This is a genomic window from Streptomyces luteogriseus (assembly GCF_014205055.1).
In the GTDB taxonomy this organism is placed as follows: domain Bacteria; phylum Actinomycetota; class Actinomycetes; order Streptomycetales; family Streptomycetaceae; genus Streptomyces; species Streptomyces luteogriseus.
In genome coordinates, this window is the sequence record NZ_JACHMS010000001.1 from 4,371,911 (window position 1) to 4,390,455 (window position 18,545).

At 69.7% G+C, this 18,545-nt stretch carries 15 protein-coding genes; 9 read left to right on the plus strand and 6 right to left on the minus strand.

Features of this window, described 5'->3' with window-relative positions:
• Nucleotides 1–5: 5 nt before the first annotated feature.
• Nucleotides 6–383, minus strand: a complete 378-nt coding sequence (locus BJ965_RS19185) for a phage holin family protein (RefSeq protein ID WP_030849985.1) — start codon at nt 381–383, stop codon at nt 6–8.
• A 60-nt stretch (nt 384–443) separates the two neighbouring features.
• Here BJ965_RS19185 and BJ965_RS19190 point away from each other — a divergent pair, with 60 nt between their 5' ends.
• The 4 genes from BJ965_RS19190 (at nt 444) to BJ965_RS19205 (ending at nt 2,728) form a co-directional block, all read left to right on the plus strand.
• Entirely contained in the window at nt 444–761 is a 318-nt protein-coding gene (locus tag BJ965_RS19190; RefSeq protein ID WP_059414731.1) for a cupin domain-containing protein, read from the plus strand.
• 165 nt (nt 762–926) lie between these two features.
• Entirely contained in the window at nt 927–1,139 is a 213-nt protein-coding gene (locus tag BJ965_RS19195; RefSeq protein WP_030189024.1) for a DUF5326 family protein, read from the plus strand.
• Nucleotides 1,140–1,460: 321 nt separating this feature from the next.
• The gene (locus tag BJ965_RS19200; protein WP_376777979.1) at nt 1,461–2,195 is read left to right on the plus strand and encodes an IclR family transcriptional regulator; all 735 of its coding nucleotides are present in this window, start codon (nt 1,461–1,463) and stop codon (nt 2,193–2,195) included.
• A gap of 98 nt (nt 2,196–2,293) precedes the next feature.
• Entirely contained in the window at nt 2,294–2,728 is a 435-nt protein-coding gene (locus BJ965_RS19205; protein WP_184909782.1) for an SsgA family sporulation/cell division regulator, read from the plus strand.
• Between the two features lie 118 nt (nt 2,729–2,846).
• Here the strand turns inward: BJ965_RS19205 and BJ965_RS19210 are convergent, their stop codons facing one another.
• Nucleotides 2,847–4,049 (minus strand): YibE/F family protein, encoded by a 1,203-nt coding sequence (locus tag BJ965_RS19210; protein ID WP_376777929.1) that lies wholly within the window; start codon nt 4,047–4,049, stop codon nt 2,847–2,849.
• Between the two features lie 806 nt (nt 4,050–4,855).
• Between BJ965_RS19210 and thiC the strand changes: the two genes are divergently transcribed.
• Nucleotides 4,856–6,640, plus strand: coding sequence for a phosphomethylpyrimidine synthase ThiC (gene thiC, locus BJ965_RS19215; protein WP_221513163.1), 1,785 nt, complete (start codon nt 4,856–4,858; stop codon nt 6,638–6,640).
• A gap of 105 nt (nt 6,641–6,745) precedes the next feature.
• Here thiC and BJ965_RS19220 read toward each other — a convergent pair whose 3' ends face one another.
• The 3 genes from BJ965_RS19220 to BJ965_RS19230 form a co-directional block, all read right to left on the minus strand.
• A complete protein-coding gene (locus BJ965_RS19220) occupies nt 6,746–7,612 on the minus strand; it encodes a hypothetical protein (RefSeq protein ID WP_184909784.1) in 867 nt (288 codons plus the stop codon).
• 183 nt (nt 7,613–7,795) lie between these two features.
• Nucleotides 7,796–8,887 carry a metallophosphoesterase gene (locus BJ965_RS19225; RefSeq protein WP_246545927.1) on the minus strand — a complete coding sequence of 364 codons (1,092 nt, stop codon included), beginning with the start codon at nt 8,885–8,887 and terminating at the stop codon, nt 7,796–7,798.
• 298 nt (nt 8,888–9,185) lie between these two features.
• Nucleotides 9,186–10,298, minus strand: a complete 1,113-nt coding sequence (locus tag BJ965_RS19230) for a LacI family DNA-binding transcriptional regulator (protein ID WP_184909786.1) — start codon at nt 10,296–10,298, stop codon at nt 9,186–9,188.
• Between the two features lie 431 nt (nt 10,299–10,729).
• Between BJ965_RS19230 and hisC the strand changes: the two genes are divergently transcribed.
• A complete protein-coding gene (hisC, locus tag BJ965_RS19235; RefSeq protein WP_184909787.1) occupies nt 10,730–11,809 on the plus strand; it encodes a histidinol-phosphate transaminase in 1,080 nt (359 codons plus the stop codon).
• 78 nt (nt 11,810–11,887) lie between these two features.
• Here hisC and BJ965_RS19240 read toward each other — a convergent pair whose 3' ends face one another.
• A complete protein-coding gene (locus tag BJ965_RS19240) occupies nt 11,888–12,280 on the minus strand; it encodes a cyclophilin-like fold protein (protein ID WP_184909788.1) in 393 nt (130 codons plus the stop codon).
• Between the two features lie 149 nt (nt 12,281–12,429).
• On the opposite strand from BJ965_RS19240, the gene BJ965_RS19245 reads away from it, so the two are divergent.
• Genes BJ965_RS19245 through cydD form a run of 3 tightly spaced genes read left to right on the plus strand, consistent with a single transcriptional unit; the run spans nt 12,430 to nt 18,464 of the window.
• The gene (locus tag BJ965_RS19245) at nt 12,430–13,938 is read left to right on the plus strand and encodes a cytochrome ubiquinol oxidase subunit I (protein ID WP_184909789.1); all 1,509 of its coding nucleotides are present in this window, start codon (nt 12,430–12,432) and stop codon (nt 13,936–13,938) included.
• Nucleotides 13,939–13,958: 20 nt separating this feature from the next.
• Nucleotides 13,959–14,963 carry a cytochrome d ubiquinol oxidase subunit II gene (gene cydB / locus BJ965_RS19250; protein ID WP_184909790.1) on the plus strand — a complete coding sequence of 335 codons (1,005 nt, stop codon included), beginning with the start codon at nt 13,959–13,961 and terminating at the stop codon, nt 14,961–14,963.
• A gap of 12 nt (nt 14,964–14,975) precedes the next feature.
• Nucleotides 14,976–18,464, plus strand: a complete 3,489-nt coding sequence (gene cydD, locus BJ965_RS19255; RefSeq protein WP_184909791.1) for a thiol reductant ABC exporter subunit CydD — start codon at nt 14,976–14,978, stop codon at nt 18,462–18,464.
• Nucleotides 18,465–18,545 lie beyond the last annotated feature (81 nt).

The following is an 18,545-nucleotide window of genomic DNA, read 5'->3' on the forward strand; positions in this document are numbered from 1 at the left end:
TCCGCTCAGTCCCCGTCGGGCAGCACGACGTGCAGCGCCCAGGAGACGACCGAGATGATCAGGCCGCCCACGACGGCCGTCCAGAAGCCCTCCACGTGGAAGCTCAGGTCGAGCTTGTCCGCCAGCCACGAGGTGAGCAGCAGCATCAAGGCGTTGACGACCAGGGTGAACAGACCGAGCGTCAGTATCAGCAGCGGCAGGCTGAGGAGCTTGACAAGCGGCTTGACCAGGAAGTTCACCAGGCCGAAGAGCAGCGCCACGATGAGCAGCGTGCCGACTTCCTTGCCCGTGCTGTCACCGGTCAGGGTGATCTTGTCGAGCAGCCATACGGCGACCGCCAGGGCGCCCGCGTTGGCGATCGTCTTGACTACGAAATTCATCATGTGTCTGATCGTGGCAGACCTGATCGGACACGGGCACAAGAGGCAGGGGCGTACCAGGCGATGAAGGCATTCCGGCTGGATGAACTGGAGGCGGAGCGCGCCGCCAACGAGGGCGCCTACCTGCAGTTTCTGCGGGAGCAGAACATGTCGGTCGGTTTGTACGCCCTCGACGCGGGCGACCAGGATCCACAGAAGCCGCACAATCAGGACGAGGTCTACTTCGTCGTGAGCGGCCGTGCCGCGATCACCGTCGGGCTGGAGACGACCCAGGTGGCGCGCGGCAGCGTGATCTACGTGCCGGCGGGCGTCGCCCACAAGTTCCACCACATCACCGAGGATCTGAGGGTGCTGGTGGTCTTCTCTCCCCCCGAGAGGTGACGGACCGCCTCAGGGTTCCCTAGGGGATCGGTCAGGGGAGGACAAGGGGTGCGAGGCCCCCGTTCGACCCCTCCCCGGACCTAGCATCGAGTGCAGGACATCAGAGATCCAGAAGGACCGACAGGGCCCGGCACTCGAACGGGTGGAGAGGTAAGGACGAGGGCGATGCGAGAGATCTTCACGGGACTGCCGTGGTGGGTGAAGTGGATCGCGGTGCCGGTCATCGCCCTGGTCGTGTTCGGCGGACTGATCGCCAGTGTGGTCGGGTTCGTCATCGGACTGCTCTTCAAGCTGCTGGTCTTCGTGGCACTGGTAGGCGGACTGATCTACGTCGTACGGAAGTTCACGTCCAGCTCGTCGTCGCGCAGCGACTGGTGAGACGCATGGGAAACCGGTGGGGGTAGCGGGAAACGCCTGGAATCACCGGTTCCCTCGGGCGGGGGAAGTTTCCCGGCGGGGCCGTCTGCACGCGGTGGCAGGCGAATAGAGTCCGGAACTCGACGCGGGGACTTCCCCGCGAGCGGCATCCACCCCCACCCGTGTTCCTCCGCACGGGCTGCCCCCTCGCGCTTCGGGAGAGCCCCCTTGGTCCCGGCTGACACCGCCCCCGTCCACCTCCGCACCGTCCCCGCACAACCTCGCTCGGCGGCACCTTCAGGTCCACCACCCCCTTCCGCACCACCCCCTCCGCCGACCCTCATCGGATCCGTGCAGCGCGCGATGCGCCTGCTGGAGACCGTCGCCGGGCACGAGTACGGCGCCCCCGCCAAGCAACTGGCCCGCGAGACCGGCCTGGCACTGCCCACGACGTACCACCTGCTGCGCACCCTTGTGCACGAGGGCTATCTGCGCCGGGACAAGGGCCTGTTCTTCCTCGGTGAGGCCGCCGAGCGGCTGAGCAGCAGCGGAGCGCGGCAGAAACGTCGCAGCACGGTCGTCGACGCGCTCGCCCACTGGCGGGACGTCCTGGGGGCGCCCGTGTACTACGCGGTCTACCGCGAGGGTGAGATCGAGGTCATGTGCGTCGCTGACGCTCCGGGCACCCCGGCGGTCGAGGAGTGGGCCGACTTCCGGGAGACCGGGCACGCGCACGCCATCGGCCAGTGCCTGCTGTCCCAGCTGGACGGCGAGGCCCGCCGTGACCACCTCGACCGCTACCCGGTGCAGCCCCTCACGCCGTACACGGTGCGCGACAACCACAGCCTGCTCCGGCGCCTGGAGCGGATCCGGCGCATGGAACCGGTGACCGAGCGTCAGGAGTACGCCCTGGGTGCGGTCTGCGCCGCGATTCCGCTCACGCTGGGCACCACGGCCGCGACGATGGCCATCTCACTCCCCGCACACCAGGCCGATCGGCTGCTGCCTGCGGCCCGGCAATTGCAGGCCGAGATCGGGCGAGTGCTCGGCTCGCTCGCGCTCTCTATCAGTATGTGAAAACTCACTCCTTGTGATCTGCTGTGTACGTTCAGCAAGATTCCACCAAGTGTCAGAGGTTCGTTCCCGGCCAGTCACGGCGAATGACGGGGTTATCGATGCGCGAGTCCGTACAAGCAGAGGTCATGATGAGTTTTCTCGTGTCCGAGGAGCTCTCCTTCCGCATTCCCGTGGAGCTGCGCTATGAGTCCAGTGATCCCTATGCCGTCCGGCTGACGTTCCACTTGCCCGGTGATGCCCCGGTGACGTGGGCTTTTGGGCGGGAGTTGCTGATCGACGGGGTGGGCCGGCCGTGCGGGGAGGGCGATGTGCGGGTCACACCCGTCGACCCCGACGCTCTGGGCGAGGTGTTGATCCGTCTTCAGGTGGGCAATGACCAGGCGTTGTTCAAGTCGTCGACGGCACCGCTCGTCGCTTTCCTCGACCGTACGGACAAGCTGGTGCCGCTGGGGCAGGAGGGCTCGCTCGCCGACTTCGACGCGCACCTCGACGAGGCCCTGGACCGCATCCTCGCCGAGCAGGGCGCTGGTTGAGACATGGGCCCGGCGGCACGGTGGAGTAACGCTTCACCGGATGCCGCCGAGCTGTGCAGGAACGCTTCTTCCTGCGATCTTCGTATGACCGGGCGATCTTCTCGCGGGTCGGGCGGTGTCAGCGCTTGCGCCGACGGCCCCTTCCCCCGCGCGCAGGGACGGCAGAGGCTTCCACGGCCGGCGGCTCCGTGCCGGGACGGTCGGCTGCGACCACCAGCGCCGCCAGAGCCGTGGTGACCGGCACCGAGGCGACGAGCCCGATCGAACCGACCAGCGTGCGCACGATCTCCTCCGCGACCAGCTCGCTGTTGGCGACCGTCCCCACACTGCTCTGCGCGATCGAGAACAGCAGCAGCAGCGGCAACGCGGCACCCGCGTAGGCGAGGACCAGCGTGTTGACGACCGAGGCGATGTGGTCGCGGCCGATCCGGATGCCCGCGCGGTAAAGCCCGCGCCAGCCCATCGAGGGGTTGGCCTCGTGCAGCTCCCAGACCGCCGAGGTCTGCGTGACCGTCACGTCGTCGAGCACGCCCAGGGAGCCGATGATGACGCCGGCGAGCAGCAGACCGCTCATGTCGATCGTCGGGTAGAGGCCATGGATCAGGCCGGTGTTGTCGTCCGTGTTGCCGCTGAGGGCCGCCCAGTCGATGAACACCGAGCCGAGGACGCCGATCAGCAGCAGCGAGATCAGGGTGCCCAGCACCGCCACGGAGGTCCGGGCGGACAGGCCGTGGCACAGGTACAGGGCGATGAGCATGATGGCGCTGGCACCCACCACCGCCACGACCAGCGGGTTCGAGCCCTGCAGGATCGCGGGCAGGATGAAGAGGTTCAGCACCATGAAGCTGATGGCCAGTGCGACCAGGGCCATGACGCCCCGCAGCCGTCCGACGACCACGACGGCGATCGCGAAGATGCCGGCGAGCAACCCCATGGGCAGACGGCGGTTGATGTCGGTGACCGAGTACTGCAGGTCCTTGGGCGCCGAGGGCTCGTAGGCGACCACGACCTCCTGGCCCTCGTGCAGTTGGCGGGACTGGTCGGGCTGGACGATCTCGGTGAAGGTACGGCCCTTGTCGTCGCCGCTGTCGACCCGGATCGTCGCGCGCTTGCAGGTGCCCTTCTCCTGCTGCACCGCGGAGGAACCCTCGGCGGTGGAGGTGTCGCCGGTCGGCGGAACGCCCGAAGCGCCGGCCTCCTTGCAGCTCACCTCGACCACTTCGGTGACCGTGGCCTCCTGTGTCTGCCGGTCGAAGCCGACGCCGGTGCGCTCGTGCGCCGGGGCGCCGCCCGGCCACAGCACGGCGAGACCGACCAGCACCGCCGCGGCGAACGGGATCAGGATCGCCGCGATGACCTTGCGCAGATGCCGGGAGACGGGCGCGGCCGGACCGTGGTTGTGGCTGTGGGAGTGCCCGTGCCCGCCGCTCGGGGCGGAACCGGGTCCGTGACCGTGTCCGTCACCTCCCCCCGGCCCTGAACCGTGCCCACCGCCGGGCCCGGAACCGTGTCCGCCACCAGAGCCGGAACCGTGTCCAGCACCAGAGCCGGAACCGTGTCCAGCACCGGGGCCGTGGCCAGTGCCCTGCCCACCCGTGGGATCACCGGGGCCACCGTGGCCATGGGGCGAACCGGCACCCTGGCCCCCACCGGAACCCGACCCGTACTCACCCTCGTGACCGGAGCGGACGCCGGAGCCGGGACCGGCACCCGTGTCCCGCCCGTACCCGAGCTCGGGGCCCTGCCCTCTGCCAGGCCCGTGCCCGTCGGGGGCGGCGAAATGATGGCCGTCACCACGGCCGTTGCCGTTTCCGGCACCGGATCCGCGGGGCGGCTCGGGCGGTGGGTAGGGGGGACGCTGCGTCGTGGTCACCGCCCGATCATCGCAAGAACGAGGGGGGCCCTCTGTTCACCGCGCCAGAATTGCCGCTAGCGTGGAGGCACCTTTTGTACACGCGGGAGCTCGGAGCACCGGGCTGAGAGGGCGCTGACCTCCGTCCCAGCGATGTTTCACATGAAACATCGCCGGAGTCGAGTGATGTTTCACACGAAACGTCGCCGGACGGAAATCGCTGCGTCGACCGCCGAACCTGTTACCGGGTAATGCCGGCGTAGGGAGTAGGTCTCATGACCAGCAAGGACGCACGCACGCCTGCCTCCGTTCAGGACGAGACGTCCGCGGAGGCCGGGAAGTCCATCGGCTGGCACAAGGCGTATGTCGAGGGCTCCCGCCCCGACCTGCGCGTGCCGGTCCGCCAGGTGCACCTCACCAACGGCCAGTCGGTCACGCTGTACGACACATCGGGCCCGTACACCGATCCACTCGTCGACACCGACGTCCGCAGGGGCCTGTCGCCGCTGCGCGAGAACTGGATCATCGCCCGCGGCGACACCGAGGAGTATGCGGGCCGTCCCGTCCGTCCCGAGGACGACGGCATCAAGCACACCTCGCCCCGGGGCGGCCTCCGCAACCTGGACGCGGTCTTCCCCGGCCGGCCCCGCCAGCCGCGCCGCGGCAGGGCCGGGCAGGCGGTCACGCAACTCGCGTACGCCCGCCGCGGTGAGATCACACCCGAGATGGAGTACGTCGCCATCCGGGAGAACGTGGAGCCCGAGGTCGTGCGGGACGAGATCGCCGCGGGGCGGGCCGTGCTGCCGGCCAACGTCAACCACCCGGAGATCGAGCCGATGATCATCGGCAAGCGGTTCCTGGTGAAGGTCAACGCCAACATCGGCAACTCGGCGGTGACGTCCTCCATCGAGGAGGAGGTCGAGAAGATGACCTGGGCGACCCGCTGGGGCGCCGACACGGTCATGGACCTGTCCACCGGCCGCAACATCCACACCACGCGCGAGTGGGTGCTGCGCAACTCCCCCGTTCCCATCGGCACCGTGCCGCTCTACCAGGCTCTGGAGAAGGTCGACGGCCGGGCCGAGGAGCTGACCTGGGAGATCTACAAGGACACCGTCATCGAACAGGCCGAGCAGGGCGTGGACTACATGACGGTTCACGCGGGTGTGCGCCTGGCGTACGTGCCGCTGACGGCGAACCGCAAGACCGGCATCGTCTCCCGCGGCGGCTCGATCATGGCCGCGTGGTGCCTCGCGCACCACAAGGAGTCGTTCCTGTACGAGAACTTCGAGGAGCTCTGCGAGATCCTCGCCGCGTACGACGTCACGTACTCGCTCGGGGACGGCCTCAGGCCCGGGTCGATCGCGGACGCCAACGACGAGGCGCAGTTCGCGGAACTGCGCACGCTCGGGGAACTCAACCGGATCGCGAAGCGTTTCAACGTTCAGACCATGATCGAGGGCCCGGGCCACGTCCCGATGCACAAGATCAAGGAGAACATCGACCTTCAGCAGGAGATCTGCGATGAAGCTCCGTTCTATACGCTCGGCCCGCTGACCACGGACGTCGCACCGGCGTACGACCACATCACCTCCGGTATCGGCGCCGCGATGATCGCCTGGTGGGGCACCGCGATGCTGTGTTACGTCACGCCCAAGGAGCACCTGGGCCTGCCGAACCGTGACGACGTCAAGACCGGCGTCATCACCTACAAGATCGCCGCCCACGCGGCCGACCTCGCCAAGGGACACCCGGGTGCGCAGGAGTGGGACGACGCGCTGTCCGACGCCCGCTTCGAGTTCCGCTGGGAGGACCAGTTCAACCTGGCCCTCGACCCGGACACGGCACGGGAGTTCCACGACGAGACCCTGCCCGCGGAACCGGCCAAGACGGCTCACTTCTGCTCGATGTGCGGTCCCAAGTTCTGCAGCATGAAGATCTCGCAGGACATCCGCCGTGAACACGGCGGCACCCGGACCGAGATCGAGGAGGGCATGGCCCTGAAGTCGAAGGAGTTCGCCGCGAGCGGGAACCGTGTGTATCTGCCCATCGCGGACTGACCCGGCCGCGCACAGGCCCGGGGGCCGTTGGTCCCCTGGCCTGTGGGCCCGCCCGCTCGGACGCGCCCCTTCGGATCCGCCCGCGCCGACGGGCTCCGACGGGTGTTACTCCGGCTGGTGCTCCGGCCCTCCGAAGTCCGGGCTGCTGTAGTCCGGACTGCTGAAGCTGGGGCGCGAGCCGCGGTCGCCGTCGTCCGGGCTGGTGAACCCGGGGCGGTCGTAGCCGAGATGGGGCATGCGGCTGACCGGTGTCGACGACGGCGTGGGGCGCAGCGCGGCGGCCGCGCCGGGGTCGACGAGAGCCTCACGCAGGAAGGGCAGGATGCCGCGTTCCAGCAGGGCCTCGTGCCAGGCCTCCTTCGCCTGGGCCACCTCGCCCTGCAGTTCGCCGTAGGGCCCGCCTTCGGCCGTGGGCTTGTTGCGCAGGGCGGTGAGCAGCAGCCCCACGGCGGCGACGAGGATCGCGACCGCGGTCACGGCGCCGAACACCCAGCCCGTGGTGAGCATGGTCCGGGCGAACCCCTGCTCGGGGTCGATCATCCGCAGGATGTAGCCGACGAGCAGGAAGATCGCCGCGGCGGTCCCGGCCAGGACGGGTGCGAGCACGGCGACGACGGCGACGGCGCCCGCGCCGGCGGTCTCGGCGACCCCTCCCATGGTCGCGGCGAGCCCCGACACACCCGTACCCGGCTCGGAGGAACCGGAGTCACGCAGGGCGGGTGTGCCGGCTGACGCCGGCTGCCGCAGTTCGTCGCGGACCTTGACGTAGTGCTGGTACTCGGTCGACGCGGCCGCCGTGATGAGCGCGGTGGCGTTCAGCGCCATGGTGCGCAGCTGTTCGAGGTTGAGGCGCTGTCCTACAGCGGCCAGTTCCGGACGGTGTGGTGCGGAGCGCAGCGCCTCATCGAGGATCCGCTCGTATTCCTGGCGGTCCTCGCTCAGCAGGTGCTGCGGAACGCTGTTCATGTGCATCCCCCGATGCTCCGTAGGGCTTGGGGCTCGGCATGCTGACGAGCCGTCGGGCAGAAACGGAGGGGAGCCTGCTACGGATAAGCCGATGGTAGAGCGGCGACGGTATGCGGTGACAGGGGGTTTACCGAAATTGGCCCCTCACCGGTTCGGTCCTCCGACCGGGAGGACCTGCCCGGTGAAGGTTCACGTATCCAGCGGCAGTTGCTGGACCAGCAGCTTTCCGGCCATGGTCACGCCGCCGTCCATGGCGATGGCGAGTCCGCCGGCGTAGACGTGGGGTCCCTCGATCACGGGGTCGCGGTTGTCCTCGTCGTCCTCGGAGCCGACCTCGCCCAGCAGATACGGAATCGGGCTGTGCCCGTGAACGATGCGGGTGCCCCCGTACGTATCGAGCAGGGAGCGCACGGCGTCGGCGCCGCCCTCGTCGCGGAAGGAGAACCGCTTGGTGAACTTGCGGAACAGGTCCCAGACCTCGTCCGCGTCGTTGCGGGTGATCGTCTCGCGGACGGTGTCGTTGACCTCTTCGATGGAGCGGCCGTAGTCCAGGTAGGCGGTGGTGTCGGAGTGGACGAGCAGGTGGCCGTCGACCTCCTCCACCGCGTCCAGGCGGGACATCCACTGCAGATGGTGGTCCTGGAGACGGTCCATGTCGGTCTTCTGGCCGCCGTTGAGCAGCCAGGCCGCCTGGAAGGTGGCGGTGCCCGCGCCGGAGTTGACGGGGGTGTCGCCGAACCGCTTCGCGCCCAGCAACAGCAGTTCGTGGTTGCCCATGAGCGCCTTGCAGTAGCCGCCCGCCGCGGCGGCCTCGGCGGACAGCCGCATCACCAGGTCGATGACCCCGATGCCGTCCGGGCCACGGTCGGTGAAGTCGCCGAGGAACCACAGCCGGGCGGTGCCCGCGCACCAGCTGCCGGCGGCGTCGAGCAGGCCCTTCTCCTGGAGGGCCGACACCAGCTGGTCGAGGTAACCGTGCACGTCACCCACGACGTACAGCGGGCCCTGCCCGGTGGAGGCCTGGGGGGCGGCGGCGGTCTCGGGGTCCACGGTCACCTGGACAGTGTCACCCCGGTTGATGACGGGAAGGTCGCGCTGGGTCGGCGTGTATCCCTCGGGGTAGGTCTCCTCGGGGGGCGGGGCGACTTCGCCGGGGTGGACGGTGTGAATGTGCGGACCGGCCTCGTGGACGTACGCGGGCACCCGGAAGTCGCGCAACGTCGCCGTCCGCTCCACCTCGGGTCCCTGACCGGCCCCCTGAGTCATCGACCCCTCCACCATCGCGCCGCATTGCACCGCATCGGACTGCCTGGTCGTAGCGGCCCGCGGGTGTCGTGGGCCCATCATAGGAATGCGGATCGCGCCATGTGATGACCCAGGGGTGGTGAATCAGAGCAAGAGTCCAGTTCACCGCGGCTTTCGCCCCGATTGCGCCGGGCTTTGACCACCGTGTGACCGCCCTCGCTCCTCTTCTCTTCGCGAGAACGATCCCTTCTCTCCGGGGGACCGGCCCTGTTTCTCCCCAGGAGTACGACCTTCCACTCACCCGGGTGCGGACCTGAAGGACCGCACCCGGGGTCTAGGTCCCCTCGGGAGACCGCGGCGGGCTGACCGTCGTGCGCGGCGGGCGTCGCTGGGACGAGGTGCGCACGATCAGCTCCGTCGGTATCACCTGCTCCACCGGGCGGTCGGAGTCCGCTCCCTCGATGGCGTCGATGAGGAGCTGGACCACCGCCGTGCCGATGCGGCGCGGCTTCAGGGAGAGTGTGGTGATGGGCGGCTCGGTGTTGGCGTACACCGTGGACTCGCTGCAGCAGACCAGCAGCAGGTCCTCGGGGACGCGCAGGCCGTAGCGGCGGGCGGCGGCGAGCAGGTCGGTGCCGTTCGGGTCGAACAGTCCGTAGACCGCGTCGGGCCGGTCGGGCCGGGCGAGGAGCCGGTCGGCGGCGACGGCGCCCGCGCACGGATCGTGCGCCGGGTAGGCCTCGTACACCGGATCCTGGCCGACGCGCTCGCACCAGCGCAGGTACGCGGTGGTCGACAGGTGGGTGTACGTGTCCGTGGTCGTGCCGGTCAGCAGGCCGATGCGGCGGGCGCCGGCGTCGGCGAGGTGGTCGAGGATGCCGAGGACGGCGGCCTCGTGGTCGTTGTCGACCCAGGCCGTGACCGGCAGCGCACCGGCCGGACGGCCGTCGGAGACGACCGGCAGCCCCTGCCGGACGAGTTCGCTGACGACCGGGTCCTGGTCGGAGGGGTCGATGACGACCGTGCCGTCCAGGGCGACGTTCGACCACACGTCGTGGCGGGACGTCGCGGGCAGGATGACGAGGGCGTAGCCGCGGGCGAGCGCGGCGGAGGTTGCGGCCCGCGCCATCTCGGCGAAGTACGCGAACTCCGTGAAGGTGAAAGGTTCATCCCCGTACGTGGTCACGGTCAGGCCGATGAGTCCCGACTTGCCGGTACGGAGGGTCCGGGCGGCCGCCGAAGGCCGGTAGCCCAGCCGGTCGGCGACCTCCCGGACATGGCGCCGGGTGGCGTCCGGGAGCCGGCCTTTGCCGTTGAGGGCATCGGAGACGGTCGTGATGGAGACTCCGGCGGCGGCGGCCACGTCTCTGATGCCGGCCCGACCCGGCCGACTGCCTCGCCGTGAGGTTTCCGCGCGGCTCACCTGGTGCTTCCCTGCTGCTGTCATGGCGAGCCGATAGTAGGGCTCATGAGGTGGGGTAGTGCGGACGCATATGCACGCGTTGACAGGCACGTTTCTGCATGATCATTTAACCCCAATTGCTTGGGAAACAAAGGGTGTTGAGCGCTCTCATGCCAGTACGTGGCTTGTCGGCGTGCACGGGCCTGCCAAGGGGTCGATGTTGCGAAGAGGTCTCAACTCACCTGCACGGGGGATGCGCGCCACGGCGTGCACCACCGGCGCGTAGATATATGTGCAGCGCGCCCCCGGATTCGTACGCCTTGGTGCGCTGATGCCCCTGATGCCGGTGGGGCGGGGGAGACCGGAGCCGGCCGCTCGGTCGTGGCTATACGCACCGGCGCTGAATCCTCATAAGGTGAGCAGTATTGGATGTCGGCGGCGGTCATGGGCCGCCGGTCTTCACGAGGAGGACTGCGGTGAGCGAGACGAACCCCAAGCTGCGCGCCGAGCTGGAGGGGATCCCCACCTACAAGCCGGGCAAGCCCGCCGCGGCAGGTGGTCCGGTGGCCTACAAGCTGTCCTCCAACGAGAACCCGTATCCGCCGCTACCGGGCGTGATGGAGGCCGTGACGGCGACGGCCGCCACCTTCAACCGCTACCCGGACATGGCCTGTACGGCGCTGATGAACGAGCTGTCCGAGCGGTTCGGCGTGCCCCTCTCCCACCTGGCCACCGGCACCGGTTCGGTCGGTGTCGCCCAGCAGCTGATCCAGGCCACCTCAGGCCCCGGCGACGAGGTCATGTACGCCTGGCGGTCCTTCGAGGCGTACCCGATCATCACGCAGATCAGCGGCGCGACGTCGGTCCAGGTGCCGCTGACGCCCGGGGATGTGCACGACCTCGACGCGATGGCCGACGCGATCACCGACCGGACGCGACTGATCTTCGTCTGCAACCCCAACAACCCGACCGGGACGGTGGTACGGCGGGCGGAGCTGGAGCGTTTCCTCGACCGGGTGCCGAGCGATGTGCTGGTGGTCCTCGACGAGGCCTACCGTGAGTTCATCCGGGACCCCGCGGTGCCGGACGGCGTCGAGATCTACCGTGACCGGCCCAACGTCTGTGTCCTGCGGACCTTCTCCAAGGCGTACGGCCTCGCCGGCCTGCGCGTCGGTTTCGCCATCGCCCACGAACCGGTGGCGGCGGCGCTGCGCAAGACGGCGGTGCCGTTCGGCGTGAGCCAGCTCGCGCAGGAGGCGGCGATCGCCTCACTGCGGGCCGAGGACGAACTGTTCGGCCGGGTCGGCTCGCTGGTGTGCGAGCGCACGCGCGTGGTCGACGGGCTGCGCTCGCAGGGCTGGACGGTGCCCGAGACCCAGGCCAACTTCGTGTGGCTGCGGCTGGGGGAGCGCACGGTCGCGTTCGCGCAGGCCTGCGAGCAGGCGGGTGTGGTGATCCGGCCGTTCCCGGGCGAGGGTGTGCGGGTGACGGTCGGGGAGGCCGAGGCGAACGACATCTTCCTGAAGGTGTCGGAAGGGTTCCGCAAGGAGCTGTAGTACTCGGCGAGGGGCGGCGGGGTCTCTGAGAGGAGCGGCGAGGCTCCACGGAGAGCTGAAGGGGCCCCGCGGGCCAGGTCAGGCGTCCAGGAGTTCCACGCGTACGGGGTCACCGTCCCGGACGGTCGCGAGCAGACCGGGGTCGCCGTCCAGGCGGCCCAGGACATTGCACGGACCGGCGAGGCGGCACTCGCCGACCCGAGAGATCGGCGTGGGCCCGTAGGGGAGAGCGAGGGCGTCGCCGTCGGTCCAGAAGGCGACGGTGCCCGGCTCGACCACCTCCCGGGCGCCTGTTTCACGTGAAACCGACACCCCCGTGTCGAAGTACACCTCCTCACCCCAGGTGCGGGCGCTGGATACGAGGGGCAGCACCTTGAGCAGGGCCTGACTGGTCGGGGTGTCGTCGAGGGACGCGTCGAGATGGCCCGCGGGCCAGGAGATCCGTATCTGTATCGATGTCGGTGCCTGCATGCCGTCGATTCAACAATATGTTGAAGTTCGTGCCAAGAGGTCGACTGTGACCGGGGAGACAGGGGGTCCCCTCCAGGGCTCGAAAGTCCGTGCTGCATAATGGCTTGTGAATGTGAACGCTTTCACAAGCGTAGGTAAGGAGCGGCGACGTGGACCTGGCTTTGGCGCCGGAGACCCTGGCGCGATGGCAGTTCGGCATCACCACCGTCTACCACTTTCTGTTCGTTCCCCTGACGATCTCGCTGGCCGCGCTCACGGCCGGTCTGCAGACGGCCTGGGTGCGGACGGAGAAGGAGAAGTACCTCCAGGCGACGAAGTTCTGGGGCAAGCTCTTCCTGATCAACATCGCGATGGGCGTGGTCACCGGCATCGTGCAGGAGTTCCAGTTCGGCATGAACTGGTCCGACTACTCGCGCTTCGTCGGTGACGTCTTCGGTGCGCCGCTGGCCTTCGAGGCTCTGATCGCCTTCTTCTTCGAGTCGACCTTCATCGGCCTGTGGATCTTCGGTTGGGACAAGCTGCCGAAGAAGATCCATCTGGCCTGTATATGGATGGTCTCGATCGGCACGATCCTGTCGGCCTACTTCATCCTCGCGGCCAACTCCTGGATGCAGCACCCGGTGGGCTACAGGATCAATGAGGCGAAGGGCCGGGCCGAGCTCACCGACTTCTGGCTGGTGCTCACCCAGAACACCGCGCTCGCCCAGGTCTTCCACACGCTCACCGCGGCCTTCCTGACCGGTGGCGCCTTCATGGTCGGCATCGCCGCCTTCCACCTGGTCCGTAACAAGCACGTCCCCGTGATGAAGACCTCGCTGCGGCTGGGCCTCGTCACCGTCGTGATAGGCGGCCTTCTCACCGCGATCAGCGGCGACGTGCTCGGCAAGATCATGTACCAGCAGCAGCCGATGAAGATGGCCGCGGCCGAGGCGCTGTGGGACGGCGAGAAGCCTGCGCCCTTCTCGGTCTTCGCCGTCGGCGACGTCGACAAGGGGCACAACAAGGTCGCCATCGAGATTCCCGGCCTGCTGTCCTTCCTCGCGAAGGACGACTTCACCTCGTACGTGCCCGGCATCAACGACGTCAACAAGGCCGAGCAGGAGAAGTACGGCCCTGGCGACTACCGGCCCAACATCCCCGTGGCGTACTGGGGCTTCCGGTGGATGATCGGCTTCGGCATGACGTCGTTCGCCATCGGCCTGGCCGGGCTCTGGCTGACCCGCAAGAAGTTCATGCTGCCGCAGCACCTGCGGGTGGGTGACGACGAAGTGCCGCATCTGGTGCTGCTGCCGAAGAAGGCGCTCGGCCCGACCCTCACCAAGTGGTACTGGCGCATCGCGATCCTCACCCTGGGCTTCCCGCTGATCGCCAGCTCCTGGGGGTGGATCTTCACCGAGATGGGCCGCCAGCCGTGGGTCGTCTACGGCCTCTTCCAGACACGCGACGCGGTCTCCCCCGGTGTCTCCACGGCCGAGGTCATCACCTCGATGGTCGTCTTCACCACGCTGTACGCGATCCTCGCCGTCATCGAGGTCAAGCTGCTGGTCAAGTACGTCAAGGCAGGCCCGCCGGAGCTCACCGAGGCAGACCTCAACCCGCCCACGAAGATCGGCGGCGACTCCCGTGACGCCGACAAGCCGATGGCCTTCTCGTACTAGGCCGAGGGAGCTGCACAGTCATGGAACTGCACGACGTCTGGTTCGTCCTGATCGCCGTCCTGTGGACCGGCTACTTCTTCCTGGAGGGCTTCGACTTCGGGGTCGGTGTGCTCACGAAGCTGCTCGCCCGCAACCGGCCCGAGAAGCGGGTACTGATCAACACCATCGGGCCCGTCTGGGACGGCAACGAGGTGTGGCTGCTCTCGGCGGGCGGCGCGACCTTCGCCGCCTTCCCCGAGTGGTACGCGACCCTCTTCTCCGGCTTCTACCTGCCTCTGCTGCTCATCCTGGTCTGCCTGATCGTCCGGGGCGTGGCCTTCGAGTACCGGGTGAAGCGGCCCGAGGAGAACTGGCAGCGCAACTGGGAGACGGCGGTCTTCTGGGCCTCACTGCTGCCGGCGTTCCTGTGGGGAGTGGCCTTCGCCAACATCGTGCGGGGCGTGAAGATCGACCAGGACTTCAATTACGCCGGCGGCGTCCTGGATCTGCTCAACCCGTACGCACTGCTCGGCGGCCTGGTCACGCTGTCGCTGTTCACCTTCCACGGGACGGTGTTCGTCGGACTCAAGACCGTCGGAGAGATCCGGGAGCGGGCGCGGAAGCTGGCGCTGCGCGTCGGACTGGTGACCGCCCTGCTGGCGCTCGCCTTCCTGCTGTGGACGCAGTCCGACCGGGGCGACGGTGCGTCGCTCGTGGCGATGGTCGCGGCCGTGGCATCGCTCCTCGTGGCCTTGGTCGCGGCACGGGCCGGGCGTGAGGGCTGGGCCTTCGCCCTGTCGGGACTCACCATCGTGGCCACGGTGGCGATGCTCTTCCTGACGCTCTTCCCGAACGTCATGCCGTCGACGCTGAATCCGGACTGGAGCCTGACGGTCACCAACGCCTCGTCCAGCCCGTACACGCTGAAGATCATGACCTGGTGTGCCGGGATCGCCACCCCGGTCGTCCTGCTCTACCAGGGCTGGACGTACTGGGTCTTCCGCAAGCGGATCGGTACGCAGCACATCGCCGAGACCGTGCACTGAGGTGTGTTTCACGTGAAACCAATCGATCCGCGTCTGCTCCGGTACGCCCGTGCCACCCGGTTCTTCCTGGTGGCGGTCGTGGCCCTGGGGGCCGTGGGGGCGGGGCTGGTCATCGCGCAGGCGATGCTCATCGCCGAGGTGGTGGTCGGTGCGTTCCAGCACCGCATGGCGGTGTCCGACCTCGGCGCTCCCCTGCTGCTGTTGGCCGCCGTCGCGGTCGGGCGGGCGCTGGTCGGCTGGCTCACCGAGCTCGCCGCGCACCGGGCGAGCGCGGCTGTGAAATCCGAGCTGCGAGGACGGCTGCTGGAGCGTTCCGCCGAACTGGGGCCGGACTGGCTGAGCGGGCAGCGGACCGGTTCGCTGGTCGCCCTGGCCACCCGGGGCGTCGACGCCCTCGACGACTACTTCTCGCGGTATCTGCCGCAGTTGGGTCTCGCGGTGGTCGTGCCCGTGGCGGTACTGGCGCGGATCGTCACCGAGGACTGGGTCTCGGCAGCCATCATCGTGGGCACCCTGCCGCTCATCCCGGTCTTCATGGTGCTGATCGGCTGGGCGACCCAGTCCCGGATGGACCGTCAGTGGCGGCTGCTGTCGCGGCTGTCCGGACACTTCCTGGACGTCGTCGCCGGGCTGCCGACGCTGAAGGTCTTCGGTCGGGCCAAGGCGCAGGCCGAGTCCATCCGGCGTATCACCGGCGAGTACCGGCAGGCGACCATGCGGACGCTGCGGATCGCGTTCATCTCCTCCTTCGCCCTGGAACTGCTCGCGACGATCTCGGTGGCACTGGTCGCCGTCACCATCGGCATGCGGCTGGTGCACGGCGAGATGGACCTGTACATCGGCCTCGTCATCCTGGTCCTAGCGCCCGAGGCGTATCTGCCGTTGCGGCAGGTCGGAGCGCAGTACCACGCGGCGGCGGAAGGGCTCGCCGCCGCCGAGGAGATCTTCGAGGTCCTGGAGACGCCCGTCCCGGCGTCCGGCTCCGCAGCCGTGCCGGGGGGTGCGCTGTCGTTCGAGGGCGTGAGCGTCCGGTATCAGGGGCGGGCGGCGGACGCCGTCTCGAACGTGACCTTCGGTGTCGAGCCCGGGGAGACGGTCGCGCTGGTGGGCCCGAGCGGCGCCGGCAAGTCGACGCTGCTGAGCGTCCTGCTGGGGTTCGTACGACCGGCCGAGGGACGGGTGCGGGTCGGGGAGGTCGATCTCGCCGATGCCGACCTTCAGCAGTGGCGCTCCCGCATCGCATGGGTGCCGCAGCGCCCGCACCTGTACGCCGGGACCATCGCCGAGAACGTCCGGCTGGCGCGGCCCGGCGCCGACGACGGCGCCGTACGGCGGGCTCTGCGGGACGCCGGGGCCCTGGAGTTCGTCGACGCGCTGCCCGAGGGTGTCGACACCGTGCTCGGGGAGGACGGCGCAGGCCTGTCCGCCGGGCAGCGGCAGCGGCTCGCGCTGGCCAGGGCGTTCCTCGCGGACCGGCCCGTGCTGCTGCTCGACGAACCGACGGCGGCGCTGGACGGGGCCACCGAGGCCGAGGTCGTGGCCGCGGTGCGGCGCCTCGCGGCAGGCCGGACGGTGCTGCTGGTGGTGCACCGGCCGGCGCTGCTGGAGGTCGTGGACCGGGTGGTGCGGCTCGGGGAGCCCGAGACCGGCGCTGCCTCGCCGGTGGCCTCCGCCGTGGCCCGGGGGACCGGAACGCGGGCCGACGAGGTCGGGCTGCCCACCCCGGCCGAGTCCGTCGAGGAGCCCACTTCAGGCGACGTCCTCGCACGTGTCCGCGCCCTGTCGGGCGCCCGGCGCGGACGCCTGGGGCTCGCGCTGCTGCTCGGGAGCCTCGCGCTGGCCAGTGCCGTGGGGCTCATGGCCACCTCAGGGTGGCTCATCTCGCGGGCCTCGCAGCAGCCGCCCGTGCTGTATCTGATGATGGCCGTCACCGCGACGCGGGCGTTCGGGATCGGGCGCGCCGTCTTCCGGTACGCCGAGCGGCTGGTGTCGCACGACGCCGTGCTGCGGATGCTGGCGGACACCCGGGTCGCGGTGTTCCGCAGGCTGGAGCGACTGGCACCGGCCGGGCTGCGCCGGGTCCGCCGGGGTGATCTGCTCTCCCGGCTGGTGGCGGACGTGGACGCGTTGCAGGACTACTGGCTGCGGTGGCTGCTGCCGGCCGGGGCGGCCGTCGTCGTGTCGGCCGCGTCGGTCGGTTTCACGGCATGGCTGCTGCCCGAGGCCGGGGCGGTGCTGGCGGCCGGGCTCCTGGCGGCGGGGATCGGCGTGCCGCTGCTCACCGGCGCGGTGGCCCGGCGGGCCGAGCACAGGCTGGCGCCCGCCCGCGGCGTGCTCGCGTCACGGGTGGCCGACCTGCTCACCGGCACCGCGGAGCTGACCGTCGCCGGTGCGCTGCCCGCGCGGACCGCCCAGGCGCGCGAGGCCGACGGGGTGCTCACCCGGATCGCCTCACGCGCCGCTACCGCCACGGCCCTCGGCGACGGCCTCACCGCGCTGATCTCCGGACTGACCGTCACGGCCGCCGCGCTGGTCGGCGCGCAGGCGGTCGCTGCCGGGCGGCTCGACGGCGTGACCATGGCCGTCGTCGTCCTCACCCCGCTCGCCGCGTTCGAGGCCGTGCTCGGGTTGCCGCTCGCCGTGCAGTACCGGCAGCGCGTGCGCCGGAGCGCGGAGCGGGTGTACGAGGTGCTGGACGCCCCGGAGCCCGTGCGGGAGCCGGAGCGGCCCCGGCAGGCGCCCGCGTCGCCGTTTCCACTCGTCGTCGCGGGGCTGACCGCACGGCACGCCGGGCAGGACCGGGACGCCCTCGCCGGACTGGACCTGACCCTCGAGGAGGGCCGCCGGATCGCCGTGGTCGGTCCCTCCGGCTCCGGCAAGACCACGCTGGCGCAGGTGCTTCTGCGGTTCCTGGACGCGCGGGCGGGCTCGTACACGCTGGCGGGCGTGGACGCGTACGGGCTGCGCAGCGACGACGTACGGGGGCTCGTCGGGCTGTGTGCGCAGGACGCGCACCTCTTCGACAGCTCGCTGCGTGAGAACCTGCTGCTCGCCAGGAAGGACGCCACCGAGGAGCAGTTGCGCGCCGCACTCGGCCGCGCCCGGCTGCTGGACTGGGCCGACAGCCTGCCCGACGGGCTCGACACGCTCGTCGGCGAGCACGGGGCGCGGCTGTCGGGAGGGCAGCGGCAGCGGCTGGCGTTGGCCCGGGCACTCCTCGCCGACTTCCCCGTGCTGGTGCTGGACGAGCCCGCCGAGCACCTCGACCTGCCGACCGCCGATGCGCTCACCGCCGATCTCCTGGCCGCCACCGCCGGCCGGACGACGCTGCTCATAACGCACCGGCTGGCGGGCCTCGAAGCGGTCGACGAGGTGATCGTGCTGGACGAGGGACGGGTGGTGCAACGCGGACCGTACGCCGAGTTGTTGTCGGCGGACGGGCCGCTGCGGGGGATGGCTGAACGGGAGGCGGCGTCGGAGTCGCTGGTGGGGGCGAGGTAGGACCCGCGACCTCGGCGCCCTCGGCCGGCGGCCGGAAGCGGCGCGCACTGGGCCGTTCGGCGCAGCCGGTCCCCCAGCCGT